This is a genomic window from Serratia sp. OS31 (assembly GCF_014164835.1).
Taxonomy (GTDB): domain Bacteria; phylum Pseudomonadota; class Gammaproteobacteria; order Enterobacterales; family Enterobacteriaceae; genus Serratia; species Serratia liquefaciens_A.
Map to the genome: position 1 here is coordinate 140,519 of NZ_JACJFQ010000004.1, position 14,269 is coordinate 154,787.

Annotated in this window: 14 protein-coding genes; 11 read left to right on the forward strand and 3 right to left on the reverse strand. The window is 55.0% G+C overall.

The annotated features are described in order from the left end of the window. Positions 1 to 25: 25 nt before the first annotated feature. On the forward strand, positions 26 to 409 hold the full coding sequence (locus tag H5P17_RS05650; protein WP_182821775.1) for a ComEA family DNA-binding protein: 384 nt from the start codon (positions 26 to 28) through the stop codon (positions 407 to 409). Between the two features lie 155 nt (positions 410 to 564). Then, positions 565 to 978 carry a thioesterase family protein gene (locus tag H5P17_RS05655; RefSeq protein WP_020825496.1) on the forward strand — a complete coding sequence of 138 codons (414 nt, stop codon included), beginning with the start codon at positions 565 to 567 and terminating at the stop codon, positions 976 to 978. Positions 979 to 1,012: 34 nt separating this feature from the next. On the opposite strand, the gene queC is transcribed toward H5P17_RS05655, so the two are convergent. Together queC and H5P17_RS05665 are read right to left on the reverse strand one after the other, a co-directional pair. Further along, the gene (gene queC / locus H5P17_RS05660; protein WP_182821777.1) at positions 1,013 to 1,711 is read right to left on the reverse strand and encodes a 7-cyano-7-deazaguanine synthase QueC; all 699 of its coding nucleotides are present in this window, start codon (positions 1,709 to 1,711) and stop codon (positions 1,013 to 1,015) included. Between the two features lie 97 nt (positions 1,712 to 1,808). Next, entirely contained in the window at positions 1,809 to 3,557 is a 1,749-nt protein-coding gene (locus H5P17_RS05665; RefSeq protein WP_182821853.1) for an SgrR family transcriptional regulator, read from the reverse strand. 103 nt (positions 3,558 to 3,660) lie between these two features. Here H5P17_RS05665 and cof point away from each other — a divergent pair, with 103 nt between their 5' ends. Beyond that, the gene (cof, locus tag H5P17_RS05670) at positions 3,661 to 4,485 is read left to right on the forward strand and encodes an HMP-PP phosphatase (protein WP_182821779.1); all 825 of its coding nucleotides are present in this window, start codon (positions 3,661 to 3,663) and stop codon (positions 4,483 to 4,485) included. Positions 4,486 to 4,546: 61 nt separating this feature from the next. Here the strand turns inward: cof and H5P17_RS05675 are convergent, their stop codons facing one another. Further along, the gene (locus H5P17_RS05675) at positions 4,547 to 5,587 is read right to left on the reverse strand and encodes a PLP-dependent cysteine synthase family protein (protein ID WP_182821781.1); all 1,041 of its coding nucleotides are present in this window, start codon (positions 5,585 to 5,587) and stop codon (positions 4,547 to 4,549) included. 122 nt (positions 5,588 to 5,709) lie between these two features. Here H5P17_RS05675 and H5P17_RS05680 point away from each other — a divergent pair, with 122 nt between their 5' ends. The 8 genes from H5P17_RS05680 (at position 5,710) to H5P17_RS05715 (ending at position 14,171) form a co-directional block, all read left to right on the forward strand. Continuing rightward, positions 5,710 to 6,171, forward strand: coding sequence for an Lrp/AsnC family transcriptional regulator (locus H5P17_RS05680; protein ID WP_182821783.1), 462 nt, complete (start codon positions 5,710 to 5,712; stop codon positions 6,169 to 6,171). Between the two features lie 97 nt (positions 6,172 to 6,268). Continuing rightward, on the forward strand, positions 6,269 to 8,044 hold the full coding sequence (locus H5P17_RS05685; RefSeq protein ID WP_182821784.1) for a SmdA family multidrug ABC transporter permease/ATP-binding protein: 1,776 nt from the start codon (positions 6,269 to 6,271) through the stop codon (positions 8,042 to 8,044). Beyond that, the gene (gene smdB / locus H5P17_RS05690; RefSeq protein ID WP_182821786.1) at positions 8,037 to 9,815 is read left to right on the forward strand and encodes a multidrug efflux ABC transporter permease/ATP-binding subunit SmdB; all 1,779 of its coding nucleotides are present in this window, start codon (positions 8,037 to 8,039) and stop codon (positions 9,813 to 9,815) included. Before H5P17_RS05685 ends, smdB begins: the two co-directional genes overlap by 8 nt. 291 nt (positions 9,816 to 10,106) lie before the next feature. Then, a complete protein-coding gene (gene glnK, locus H5P17_RS05695; protein WP_012005549.1) occupies positions 10,107 to 10,445 on the forward strand; it encodes a P-II family nitrogen regulator in 339 nt (112 codons plus the stop codon). A 36-nt stretch (positions 10,446 to 10,481) separates the two neighbouring features. Then, complete coding sequence (gene amtB, locus H5P17_RS05700) at positions 10,482 to 11,768, forward strand: ammonium transporter AmtB (RefSeq protein ID WP_020825504.1); 1,287 nt, start codon at positions 10,482 to 10,484, stop codon at positions 11,766 to 11,768. Positions 11,769 to 11,998: 230 nt separating this feature from the next. Next, positions 11,999 to 12,685, forward strand: coding sequence for an MOSC domain-containing protein (locus H5P17_RS05705; RefSeq protein ID WP_182821788.1), 687 nt, complete (start codon positions 11,999 to 12,001; stop codon positions 12,683 to 12,685). A gap of 1 nt (position 12,686) precedes the next feature. Beyond that, positions 12,687 to 13,535 carry an archaetidylserine decarboxylase gene (gene asd / locus H5P17_RS05710; RefSeq protein ID WP_182821790.1) on the forward strand — a complete coding sequence of 283 codons (849 nt, stop codon included), beginning with the start codon at positions 12,687 to 12,689 and terminating at the stop codon, positions 13,533 to 13,535. Positions 13,536 to 13,592: 57 nt separating this feature from the next. Beyond that, entirely contained in the window at positions 13,593 to 14,171 is a 579-nt protein-coding gene (locus tag H5P17_RS05715; protein WP_182821792.1) for a peroxiredoxin, read from the forward strand. Positions 14,172 to 14,269 lie beyond the last annotated feature (98 nt).

Here is a 14,269-nt window from a genome sequence, read left to right on the forward strand (position 1 = left end):
CTGTTAAACACAAGGAGGATACAGCATGCAACTTACAGAAATAAAAGCGGTTAACGGGTATGGGTTCAGCCTCAAGGTCCTGCTGACAGCGGCCCTGATCTGTTTGGCCGGGCCATCGGCTGCCGCTGAGGAAAAGAGTCCTGCCGCACAGACGGTGTTATCAGCGCCGGCGGTGAATGCTGAACAAGGCGCTGAAGCTGCCGCCCATGATGAGGCATCGGTCAGCATCAATCAGGCTGATGCCGAGCAGTTGGCCAGCGTGTTGAAGGGCGTAGGGCTGAAGAAGGCGGAGAGCATCGTGCGCTACCGTGAGCAAAATGGTCCCTTTACACAGATTGAGCAGCTACAGGAGGTGCCAGGCATTGGGCCGGCACTGTTTGAAAGGAACCGTGCTCGGCTCAAAATGTGATATCGGTCACGGCTGCGTGGCAAAGTGCCCATGCAGCCCTTTTTCCTCTGCTACATTTTACAGGTCTTACCAGTTTGGCGATTTGACCAAACGAGTGAAGGAGCCGCCAGCGGCTCCTTATTTCTGTAATCACCAGGCAGGAGCGGCCGTTCCCTATGCACCAGACCTTTATCAAAGTTCGTGGTTATCATCTCGATGTTTATCAACACGTTAATAATGCACGCTATCTGGAGTTTCTGGAGGAGGCGCGCTGGGATTGGCTGGAGAACCAGGAAGGCTTCCGTTGGATGACGGAAAACAACATCGCCTTTATCGTGGTCAACATCAATATCAATTACCGCACGCCGGCGGTGCTGGGGGACAAGCTGCGCATCGACAGCCAGATGGTGCAGCTCAACGGTAAAAGCGGCGTGCTGAGCCAAAAGGTGACGCAGGATGCCACGGGCGCGCCGGTCGCGGATGCGATGCTGACCTTCGTCTGCGTCGATTTGAAAACTCAGCGGGCGTTGCCGATTGAAGGGCAACTGCGCGAACACCTGCAGGTGCTCACGCTGTCGGAAGAAGGGTAACGCAACGAGCGGCATTTTTGCCGCCGTTATTCACTCAGAGCAGGCCGGTCTTCTGTTTCAGGCTCGCCATCACTTCCGCTTTGTTGATTTGGTATTGCTTCAGGCCGTTGGCGCGCAGGTGACAGGCGGCACATTCACCGCAGCCATCGCCTTTAATACCGCTGTAGCAGGTCAGGGTTTCCTGCCGAACCAGATCCAACTGATGGTAGTAATCTGCCAGTGCCCAGGTCTCAGCCTTGTTCAGCCACATCAGTGGCGTTTCAAAACGGATGTCGCGGGCAATGCCCAGCACTATTGCCTGGTTCAGCGCTTTGACAAATTCGTCGCGGCAGTCGGGATAACCGGAAAAATCGGTTTCGCAAACGCCGGTGATCACCGCCTCAGCTTCGACCTGGTAGGCATAAATCGCCGCCAGCGTCAGGAACAGAATATTACGGCCCGGCACAAAGGTGCTCGGCAACCCGTTGGCTTCGGTGCTGCCGTAAGCCGGAACCGGGATATTGTCACGGGTCAGGCTGCTGATCGCCAGTTCATTGAGCAGGCCAACGTCCAGCAGCTTATGCGCCTTGGCCCCGAGGGCTATCGACAGCGCTTGAGCCACCTCAATCTCGGCGCGATGGCGCTGACCGTAATCGAAGGTGACGCAGTGAACTTCGTCGTACTGTTGCAATGCCTGAATCAAGCAGGTCGTGGAATCTTGTCCACCGCTGAAAACGACAACCGCGCGTTTCATAAAATTACCTCAATTTATTGCTGAGACCCTACCCGATGAACACTCGGGCGGTAGGATAAAAATGCGTTGCGGCAGCAATGGTAGCAGAAATAGCGGGTTACCGCTGGGCCGGGCCCATTAAGTCTGGGGAAAGCGGCTCGGTCGAGTCCAGCGGCGTCGGCAGCCAGGCCTGGCAGAAATCGAACCAGCCATGGGCGGTCAGGGTAACCCCATGAATGCGCGGCGGTGCGCTGATTTGATACTGATAGTGAAACAGGGGCGTGATGATCGCCGCCCTCATCAACTGCTGATAATACTCTTTCAACTGCTCATAACGCGGTTGCTGCGCAGGCAACTGTTGGATCTGCTGCAGCGTCTGCTGCTGATGTCGCCAGCGATCGTCGGGCAGAATACCTCGCCACAGCGTATCTTGCCGCAGCCAGCTTTCCAGCGTCGCTTCCGGTGACTCACCGATCAGGTTATCCGCCAGCAGCAGGTCGGCCTGCTCGATTTGTTCGGCGCTTTGCCAGCGTTTCCCCGCGTAATAACGCAGTTCCAGCTCGCAGCCGTGGCGCGCCAGCAGTTGTTGCAGAGCTACTGTGACCGTTTCCAGTTCTACCGGTGGCCGATAAAGCAGCGTCAATTTGGCGGGAAGGGCTATCTCATCATCGACCTGATGCCGAGGGATGGCCCAGCCAGGCAGCATTTCGTGGCTGGGGGTGATGACGCTGTTCGGTACCGGCAGATTGGCCAACAGGCCAGATTGCTGGATCAACATCAACAGTTTTTGGCCCTGGGCTTCGTTGAGCACGCCGTGTTTCAAATTCACGGCCAGATAGCACCAGCCCAGGCTCATGCTGCGTTGCACCGGCCGTGCCAGCGCCATCTCTTCCTGCCGGCCGATGGTTATGCGCACCGGGTGCTGGCAACTGGTGTAAGCTGCGTCGACCTGCAGCTCCGGGGTGATCCAATACTCGATGCTCTCAAGATAAGGATGCTGCAAATGGTAAAACGGGTGCTGTTCCAGCCGTACCAGATGCGCCTCGTTCAGCGTCAGTTTGAAAGGGCCAGCGCCAATGCCTGCGGCTTCCGGGTGGGTCAGCAGGCAGGGTAACTCTGCCAGTCGATGTGCCAACCAGTAGTCGGGATGCTGTAAATCAAACTGCAGGCACAGTGCATGCGGCAGGCTGATGACCGTAACGTTGGCCAGGCTGGGGCGGCTGCGAGGGTGTCGTTGCAGCTTTTCCAGCGTTTGCAACAGCTGCTGGCCGGTCAGCATTTCACCGTTATGCCAGCGCAATTGGCTACGCAGGAAGAACTGCCAGCGCAGGCCGTCATGGCTGATTTGCCAGTGATGGGCCAGATCGGATTGTGGTTCAGGATTGCCGGTAATGAAGCGTGTCAGGCCGGCATGCAGGGTGGCAACCAAATGTTGTTCAGCGCGGCCGGTCAGGGTCAGTGGATCCAGAGATTCCAGCGTACGGTAATAGGGGATACGTAGCGTCGGGCTACCTGCCTGCCACTGGCCGCCGAGATGCGGGCTGAGCAACTCCTGCAAATGCTGCGGCGCCAGCTGCGCCATTTCCAACGCGCCCTGGTGATCGCCGTCATGCAGCAAGCGTTGCAAGTGGGCGGCGCGCAGCTCGTCTGGGGTTTTCAAGCACTGCAGGCGTGCCCGCTTGCCGCGACCGGGCTGTGACTGCCAGCTTAGCCAGCCCTGATCCTGCAACTGTTGTACCAGCGTGCGGGCATGGCGTTCGCTGCAATAGAACAGGGCTGCCAGTTCGCCGATGGTGATGGCCACCGGCGCAGCGCCGAGCTGTTGATACAGGCGTTGATACTGGCTGAGACGATGGGTCAGGCGCATGATGGAAATCCGGAACAGTTTTCCAGAATTGTTCACTATTACTTCCGCAAATACCATCTCATACTGCAGGGACTGTAATCGCGTTCACATTCATGAGGTCTTTATGTATCGCCTGGCGGCTTTTGATATGGATGGCACATTGTTGACACCGGATCACCGGGTCGGGCCGGAAACTCTGGCGGTGCTAAAGCAACTGGTTGAACGGCAGATGGTTGTCACCTTCGCTACCGGGCGTCACTACCTGGACGCGCAGCCGATCATGGCGCAGCTGGGCCTGCAGGGCTATTTGATTACCGGCAACGGTACGAGGGTTTACGATTATCAGGGGCAACAGCTTCACGCCACCGATTTGCCAGCCGACATTGCCGAAGAGGTGCTGCACACCCATTGGCGCACGGTTGCCAGTATGCACGTCTTCCGTGACGAAGGCTGGATGACCGAGTTCGCGGTACCGGAAGAAATGTTGCGGGCTCACCATCTGAGCGGCTTCCGTTATCAGCTTACCGAAGTGCGTCGTTTACCGGCATTCGGCAACAGCAAGGTGTGCTTTGTTGGACCACATGTGGAACTGCTTAAGCTGCAGATTCAGCTACGAGAACAGTTTGGAACACGCGTTGATCTCTGTTTCTCTGCCTACGAATGCCTGGAGGTGTTGCCGATGGGGTGTAACAAGGGCACCGCGCTGGATACGTTGAGCCGCCATCTGGGACTGAAGATGGCGGACTGCATGGCGTTTGGCGATGCCATGAACGACAAGGAAATGCTGGCGACGGTAGGGCACGGCGTGGTGATGGGCAATGCCCTGCCGCAACTGAAGTCTTCACTGCCACAACTACAGGTTATCGGCCACTGCGAACAGCAGGCGGTGGCCCACTATTTGCAACATTGGCTGCGTTCACCTTACCTCACCTATTCCCCCGAATTATGAGGCTTTATTGGCAGCCGGCCGGGTATGACTTACCCGGCTTTTTTTCGCCTGACGGGCGCGATCACAAGTCTGCCAGTTGCGCCAGATACGGGGTCAGATCGCCGATATTGTTTCTCACCCATTCAGGGTTGTAGTAGGTATCCAGATAGCGCTCACCGCTGTCGCACAGTAGGGTGACGATAGAACCCTGCTCGCCGTTTTCCCGCATCTGCTTCGCCAATTGCAGCGCCCCCCACACGTTAGTGCCGGTGGAGGCGCCCACTTTACGGCCCAGCACCGTTTCCAGCCAATGAATGGTAGCAACGCTGGCCGCGTCCGGAACGCGCAACATGCTGTCGACCACCGACGGGATAAACGAGGGTTCGGCGCGCGGGCGGCCGATACCTTCGATTCTGCTGCCGCAGCTGCCGATCAGGGTACGATCGCGCTGGTGGAAACAATCATAGAATACCGAGTTCTCCGGATCGACGACCGTCAGATGCGTGTCGTGCCCCTGATAGCGAATATAGCGTCCCAGCGTTGCGGAGGTCCCGCCGGTGCCCGCGCTCATCACGATATGTTTCGGGATCGGGAAGGGTTCGCGTGACATCTGGCGGAAGATGCTGTCGGCGATGTTATTATTGCCGCGCCAGTCGGTGGCGCGTTCGGCGTAGGTGAACTGATCCATATAGTGGCCATTCAGTTCTTGCGCCAACTGTTCGGAAACCGCGTAAATCTGCGCCGCGTGATCGACGAAATGGCAGCGGCCGCCGTAAAACGCAATTTGCTCAACCTTGCGGCGTGCCGTGCAGGAAGGCATCACGGCAATGAACGGCAGGCCAATCAGCCGGGCGAAGTAAGCTTCGGACACGGCGGTGCTGCCCGAAGACGCCTCGATAATCGTGGTGTTCTCGGTGATCCAGCCGTTACACAGGCCATAAAGAAACAGCGAGCGTGCCAGCCGATGTTTCAGGCTGCCGGTAGGATGAGTGCTTTCATCCTTCAGGTACAAACAGACGCCGGGAAATTCAGGCAGGTTCAGGCGGATCAGGTGCGTGTCGGCGGAGCGTTGGAAATCCGCTTCTATTTCACCGATAGCATATTTTACCCAAGAGTTTGTCATCGTCTGGTCTCAGAATAGGGGGCTTATTTGCTGCATAATATAGCCTGCCGCCGGGAAAAAAGGATTGCCATTTTTCCTGTTTAATCGCTTAATGAGAGAAAAATTTTCTCCTGGTTGACGATATGTTAGATAAAACAGACCGTAAATTACTGTGCATGCTGCAACAGGACTGCACCCAGCCGCTGCAGGCGCTGGCCGATGCGGTCAATCTGACGTCGACGCCTTGCTGGAAAAGGCTGAAGCGGCTGGAAGAAGAAGGTTATATCCGTGGGCGGGTCGCGCTGCTGGATAATGAAAAGCTCGGGTTGGGCCTGACGGCATTTGTGCTGATCAAAACCCAGCAGCACAGCAGCGAGTGGTATCAGAAGTTCGTGCAACTGACCAAGCAGATGCCGGAGGTGCTGGCATTTTACCGCATGGCGGGGGAGTACGATTACCTGATGCAGGTGGAAGTGGCGGATATGAAGAGCTACGACAGCTTTTACAAGCGACTGGTGAACGGGGTTCCGGGGTTGATTGACGTCACTTCCAGCTTCGCGATGGAAAAAATCAAATACACCACCGCCCTGCCGGTTCCTGAGTGAAAAGTTCACCAAACTGGCAAAGTAACGGTGGTATCCTACTCTGCTGAGGCAGATCGAGAGAAAAAACTATTACATCTACATCCTGGAATAAAACTGCGTGAGATTATTTACTCAAATCGGCTGGTACTTCCGCCGCGAGTGGCGCCGCTACCTGGGGGCAGTGGTGCTGCTGATCATCATTGCCATTCTGCAGCTGTTGCCACCCAAGCTGGTGGGGATCATTGTCGACGGGATTACCGAAAAACAGATGTCCGGCGGCGTGCTGATGGCATGGTTGGGGCTGATGCTCGGCACAGCCGTAGTGGTGTACCTGCTGCGCTACGTATGGCGAGTGTTGCTGTTTGGCGCGTCTTATCAGCTTGCTGTCGAACTGCGTGAAAATTTCTATCGCCAGCTCAGCCGCCAGAACCCGGCTTTTTATCTGCGCCACCGTACCGGCGATCTGATGGCTCGCGCCACCAACGATGTCGATCGGGTCGTTTTCGCTGCCGGTGAAGGGGTGCTGACACTGGTCGATTCGCTGGTGATGGGCTTGGCGGTGCTGGTGGTGATGAGCACCCAAATTAGCTGGCAGCTGACCCTGCTGTCGTTGATCCCTATGCCTATCATGGCGATCGTTATCAAGTATTACGGCGATCAGTTGCATCAGCGCTTTAAATCGGCACAGGCGGCGTTCTCCAGCCTGAACGATCAGGCGCAGGAAAGCATGACCAGCATCCGCATGATCAAGGCGTTTGGTCTGGAGGATCACCAATCCAATCAATTTGCCGAAGTGGCCGCCCAAACCGGTGCCAAAAATATGCACGTAGCGCGGGTGGATGCGCGTTTCGACCCGACGATTTATATCGCTATCGGTACCGCCAATCTGTTGGCTATTGGCGGTGGCAGCTGGATGGTGGTCAATGGCACCCTGACGCTTGGGCAACTGACCAGCTTTGTAATGTACCTCGGCCTGATGATTTGGCCGATGCTGGCGCTGGCCTGGATGTTCAACATTGTTGAGCGCGGCAGTGCGGCATACGGTCGCATTCGCAGCTTGCTGGAGGAAGCGCCGGCAGTGACCGACGGCGAGCATCCATTGCCGGCGGGGCGTGGCAGCCTGGCCGTCGATATCCGATCCTTCCACTATCCTGGCAATCACCACCCGGCGCTGCACGATGTCACGTTGAAGCTGGAGCCGGGCCAGATGCTCGGCCTGTGCGGCCCAACCGGTGCCGGTAAGTCGACGTTGCTGTCGTTGATCCAGCGCCAGTTTGATGTGGATGATGGCCAGATCAGCTATCAGGGACTGCCGCTGACCCAGGTGAAGCTCGACGACTGGCGCTCGCGACTGTCTGTGGTTAGCCAGACGCCATTCTTGTTCTCGGACAGCGTGGCCAACAATATTGCGCTGGGGAATCCGGGGGCGACGCAGGAACAGATTGAGCGTGCGGCCCAGTTGGCCAGCGTGCATGAAGACATTATGCGCCTGCCGCAAGGCTATGAAACCGAAGTGGGCGAGCGTGGCGTGATGCTGTCCGGCGGCCAGAAACAGCGTATTTCTATTGCCCGTGCATTGTTACTGGATGCAGAAATCCTGATCCTCGACGATGCGTTGTCGGCGGTAGATGGTCGAACCGAACATCAGATCCTGCACAACCTGCGCAGTTGGGGGCAAAACCGGACGGTGATTATCAGCGCGCACCGGCTTTCGGCGTTGACCGAAGCCAGCGAAATTCTGGTGATACAACACGGCGGCGTGGCTCAGCGTGGCGAACATGCGTCTCTGGCGGCTCAACCGGGCTGGTACCGCGATATGTACCGCTATCAGCAATTGGAAGCGGCGCTGGATGAGGCACCGGAAAGCGGCGAGGAGATGCTAGCCAATGAATAAGATGCAAAAGCTGTGGCCGACGTTGAAACGGTTGCTGGCTTATGGATCGCCGTACCGCAAACCTTTGGGCCTGGCGGTGTTGATGCTGTGGGTTGCGGCAGCGGCGGAAGTCGCCGGGCCGATCCTGGTCAGTTATTTTATCGATAACTACGTCGCTAAAGGCCAGTTACCGCTGATGATTGTCTGCGGACTGGCGGCGGCCTATGTTCTGCTGGAGCTGTTGGCGGCGGCGCTGCACTATTTTCAAGCGTTGTTGTTCAACCAGGCCGCGGTCGGAGTGGTTCAACGCCTGCGTACCGACGTGATGGACGCCGCGTTGCGTCAGCCGCTTAGCGCCTTTGATACGCAACCGGTGGGGCAGTTGATCTCGCGAGTGACCAATGACACCGAGGTGATTAAAGACCTGTACGTCATGGTAGTGTCCACCGTACTGAAAAGCGCTGCGCTGATTGGCGCCATGCTGGTGGCGATGTTCAGCCTGGACTGGCGCATGGCGCTGGTGGCAGTCTGCATCTTCCCGGCGGTGTTTGTGGTGATGGGCATTTACCAATACTACAGCATCCCGATTGTGCGTCGGGTACGCAGCTATCTGGCAGACATCAACGACGGCTTTAACGAAGTGATCAACGGCATGGGCGTGATCCAGCAGTTCCGCCAGCAGATCCGCTTTGGCGAACGCATGAGTGCCGCCAGCCGTTCGCACTACACTGCACGTATGCAGACTCTGCGGCTGGATGGTTTCCTGCTGCGTCCGCTGCTCAGCCTGTTTTCGGCGTTGGTGCTGTGCGGCCTGCTGATGCTGTTCGGCTTCAGCGGCGAGGGCACCATTGGCGTGGGCGTGCTCTATGCTTTTATCAACTACCTTGGGCGTTTGAATGAGCCGTTGATCGAACTGACGTCGCAGCAGTCGATTCTGCAGCAGGCGGTGGTGGCCGGCGAGCGTATTTTCGAACTGATGGATCGCCGTCAACAGAGCTATGGAACGGACGATCGCCCGCTGGAGAGTGGCCGCATCGATATTGAAGACCTGAGCTTTGCCTACCGCGATGACAAAAAGGTGCTGCAGCATATTTCGCTGTCGGTGCCGTCGCGGGGGTTTGTGGCGCTGGTGGGCCATACCGGCAGCGGCAAGAGCACGCTGGCCAACCTGCTGATGGGATATTACCCGGTCAACCAGGGCGAAGTCCGTCTTGATGGTCGTCCGTTGGCCAGCCTGTCGCATCGCACGTTGCGGCAGGGGGTGGCAATGGTGCAGCAGGATCCGGTGGTGATCGCCGAATCGGTGCTGGCCAACGTGACGCTGGGCCGTAACATCAGTGAAGAGACAGTGTGGCAGGCGCTGGAAACGGTGCAATTGGCTGAGCTGGTACGTGGTTTCCCGCAGGGTATTCACACCCGGCTGGGCGAGCAGGGGAACAACCTGTCGGTGGGGCAGAAACAGCTCTTGGCGATGGCCAGGGTGTTGGTGCAGGCGCCACAAATCCTGATCCTCGACGAAGCGACCGCCAACATCGATTCAGGCACCGAACAAGCGATTCAGCGTGCACTGCGCCTGATCCGTGAACATACCACGCTGGTGGTGATCGCTCACCGATTGTCGACCATTGTGGATGCCGACTCTATTCTGGTTCTGCATCGGGGCCAGGCTGTCGAGCAGGGCAATCATCAGCAACTGTTGGCTCAGCAGGGGCGTTACTTCCAGATGTACCAGCTGCAACTGGTGGGCGAAGAATTGGCCGCTGCCAGTCGCGAAGAAATACCAACCGCATGATCTCAGGGGGCCACGGCCCCCTTATTTCTTGAGCGCCACGCACCACAAACAGGCACAGATCCTTTTTAAATCCCTTTCACTGCACTTTTTCGACGCGTCACGCACCAAAATAGTGCGCAATATTTAATCAGTTCATCAGATGTTCGCGCGTTCCCAGCCGATCGCTGCATGTCAGATCCCTATCCTGCCGGTTAATTTGCTGAATCTGCGTACAAAACCATTTGTGGCATAGCCTTTGCTTTATAAGTCTCGTACCGGGGTGAGTTTGGGCTTAATTCGTGGAGGGGCAATATGAAGCTGGTGACCGTGGTGATTAAACCATTCAAGCTGGAGGACGTGCGTGAAGCCCTATCCTCTGTAGGCATTCAGGGGCTGACCGTAAGCGAAGTAAAAGGCTTTGGTCGCCAAAAGGGACACGCTGAGCTCTATCGTGGAGCCGAATACAGCGTCAACTTCTTACCTAAAGTAAAAATCGACATCGCCATCGCCGACGATCAGTTGGATGAAGTGGTTGATGTGATTAGCAAAGCGGCCTACACCGGCAAAATCGGTGACGGCAAAATTTTCGTTGCCGAATTGCAACGTGTCATTCGCATTCGCACCGGCGAAACAGACGAAGCAGCACTGTAATCACAGGCTCAGTAAAGTAATGGGGATGGATTGATAATGAAAAAACTTTTATCCATGTTGGGCCTGAGTACGGTAACCATGGTTCCTTCTTTGGCCCTGGCCGCTCCGGCGGTCGCAGACAAGGCTGACAACGCCTTCATGATGATTTGCACCGCTTTGGTGCTGTTCATGACCTTGCCGGGTGTCGCTCTGTTTTACGGTGGTTTGCTGCGTTCCAAAAACGTGCTCTCCATGTTGACCCAGGTCACCGTCACCTTTGCTTTGGTGTGCGTGTTGTGGGTCCTTTACGGCTACAGCCTGGCCTTCAGCGAAGGCAATGCCTTCTTCGGCGGTTTCCAGACGGCAATGCTGAAAGGCATAGGTATCGACAGCGTTACCGGAACCTTTAGCCAGATGATCCACGTGGCGTTCCAGTGTTCATTCGCTTGTATCACCGTTGCGCTGGTGGTGGGGGGCTTTGCCGAACGCATCCGTTTCTCGGCGGTGGTGATCTTCGCCGCTATCTGGTTCACCATTTCCTACCTGCCGATTGCCCACATGGTGTGGGGAGGTGGCTTCCTGGCCGCTGATGGCGCGCTGGACTTTGCCGGCGGCACCGTGGTGCATATCAATGCGGCAAGTGCCGGCCTGGTTGGCGCTTATCTGCTGGGCAAGCGTGCCGGTTTCGGTAAGGAAGCTTTCAAACCGCATAACCTGCCGATGGTATTTACCGGCGCTTCCATCCTGTATATCGGCTGGTTCGGCTTTAACGCCGGTTCCGCCAGCGCGGCTAACGGCATTGCGGCCCTGGCTTTCCTGAACACCGTAGTGGCGACCGCTGGCGCTATTCTTTCGTGGACTTTTGCCGAGTGGATTGTGCGCGGTAAACCTTCTCTGCTGGGTGCCTGTTCCGGCTGTATCGCCGGGTTGGTTGCCATCACGCCGGCTGCGGGTACCGTAGGGGTTGGCGGGGCGTTGATTATCGGCCTGGTCGGCGGTATTGCCGGTCTGTGGGGCGTGGTCACGCTGAAGAAATGGCTGAAAGTGGACGACACCTGCGATGTGTTCGGCGTGCATGGCGTGTGCGGCATCGTCGGCTGCTTGCTGACCGGCGTGTTCACCTCCGCCTCGCTGGGCGGAACCGGGTACGCGGAAGGCGTTACCATGGGGCATCAGGTATGGATCCAGCTGTTGAGCGTGGTGATCACGCTGGTGTGGTCCGGAGTGGCCGCCTTCATTGCCTTCAAAGTGGCAGGTGCTATCGTCGGGCTGCGCGTACCGGAAGAGCAGGAGCGCGAAGGTCTGGACGTCAACAGCCATGGTGAGAGTGCCTACAACCAATAAGCCTTGAAGAAGGGCAGTGCGCTAAATAACTCGAAAAATAATGATGATGCAGAAAGGGCGATGGAGACATCGCCCTTTTTCTTTTTTAACGATATTTCCCATTTTTAAGTAATGCATTGTTTTTATTGACCTTATATTAATTGCATTATCAAGTGCTTTTTCTATAATGGCCTTGGTTTGTACTGTTTGTTTTATTTGTTTGTATTAATACGTAATTATGAGAGATAGCGATGAAAGGAATAGTGAATTCTGTTTACGTAGGAAAAGTGGTTCCTTTCACTCGTCCTGACAGCTTTACCGGCATATTCAAAAAAGAGGTTAATCATCTGGTTTCAGTAGGTTATGAAGGCATTGAGGGTGATGAGATCGGCGACCTGAAGGTACATGGTGGACCGGAAAAGGCGATACACGTTTATCCATTGGAACATTATAAAAAGTGGAAGGCAGAATTTCCCGACTGTCCTTTTTTCGAGAATGCCGGCGCATTTGGCGAGAATTTTAGTACGCTCGGTTTGGATGAAAGCCAGGTCTTTGTCGGCGATATTTTTAGTATAGGGACGGCGGTAGTGGAGGTTTCACAAGGTCGATTACCCTGTTGGAAGTTAAATGACAGATTCGACATTCCCTATTTTTCGGAAATGCTACAAATTAACTACCGCACAGGTTGGTATTTCAGGGTGATTCAGCAAGGAAATGTCGGTCTGGGCGATGAAATTACCTTGATTAACAGGACCAATGATAAATGGAGTTTGCAGGAGATAATGAAAGTTATTTTTACCAAATCTCTTGATGAAGAAACCCTGACCAGTATGTTGGAATTACCCTTGGTTGCCTCTTGGCGGAAACTATTTATGAAAAGATTGCTCACTGGGACTGTTGAAGACTGGTCGCCAAGGCTGCATGGCAGAAAAGGTTAAAATGAAAGGACGCGTTGATTTTTTATCGCTGTTACGTACGGCATTCTTCACTATTGGGCGGCACCTCAGTGAGGCCAGTTTTTTTAACGTTCACTATTTTTTTATTTTCATCCTGTGCAAGGCAAAGTCAATCGATCTGTCAAGATATCAGAAGAAAAACATCAGGGACTACAGCAGCTTCCAGAACTTTTTTTGCAGAGAGCTCAGCGAGGAAACAAAGAGTAAAGTCAATTTATTGAACTCAAAGGAGCTTTGTATGTCTTGCGACGGGCGTATGGGGGCCCTGGGCGAGATAAAAGAGAATACGTTACTGCAAGCCAAGGGAGTTGAGTATTCCCTCTTCAGGCTTTTTGGTTTTAACAATGAAATGACGCAGGGCTACAATGGCGGCAGTTTCGCGAATATATACCTGGCACCGGAGGATTATCACAGGGTGCATATGCCGTTCGACGGTTTCTTGATTAATACCATTTATTGTCCCGGAGATTTTAAATCGGTCAGGGAGAAAAATGTAAAAAATGATAAAGAGTTATATGTTGGCAACGAACGGCTGATTTGTGAGTTTATGACGGAATATGGCAGGATGGCCGTTATTTTTGTAGGCGCATTTATGGTAGGGGGGATAGTCACGGCCTGGGGAGGAAAGGTCAACTATAACCGTCTCTACACCCATGAGTCTTTTTATAATGACTGTCTGTTTTATAAAAAAGGTGCCGAGATAGGCTATTTCACTATGGGGTCAACTGTCATAGTTCTGTTTGATTCCTGCTGGGATCTTGATTTCAGTAGGGTAAATCAAGGGGATAAGGTTGAGTTTTCTGACGCTTTTGCCACGGTGATGAAAAAGTAAGCGTTAACGCTTCGCCGACTATGAGGAAGTATTTTTATTTGAATAGGGAGCCAGAGCATGGCGAATATACATCACTTGGACAATCCCGGGTTCTTGCCAGACGACCTGCCATGCCCCTTGGATGACGGTGCGGCCGATCATCTGGTTGGCATGCCAATGCCGGCCCTGCGTTTTCACTCCACGTTTGGTGAGAGGGTCGACCTGTCAGTCTTGCCGGGGCGTACGGTCGTCTATGCCTATCCGAGGACCGGTGTGCCTCACGTCAATTTACCGGCAGGTTGGGACGCTATCCCTGGTGCCCGCGGCTGTACAGCGCAAACTTTATCGTTTCAGGCCGAAAAGGATATGTTTGCCGCCTTCGGGATCAGGATTTTTGGGTTGAGCACGCAAACCACGGATTATCAGAGAGAGCTGTCTGACCGACTCAGGCTGACTTTCCCCATCTTGAGCGATGCTGAGTTTGTATTGGTCGACGCCTTGCGTTTACCCACGATGAACGTGGAAGGCATACGGCTGATTAAGCGTTTAACGCTGATCATCAAGGATGGCACGATTGAACACGTGTTCTATCCCGTTTTCCCTGCGAACAGAGCGGCCGCTGAAGTCATCAAGTGGCTGCAAGACCAGCGGGATTAGGCTCCGGGAGCCTTTGCCTGATCAGGGCACCGGCCCATTTGTGAAGGTACAAAGCAAAAATGCCAGCCAACCGGGCTGGCATGCCATTGAAGGGGAGT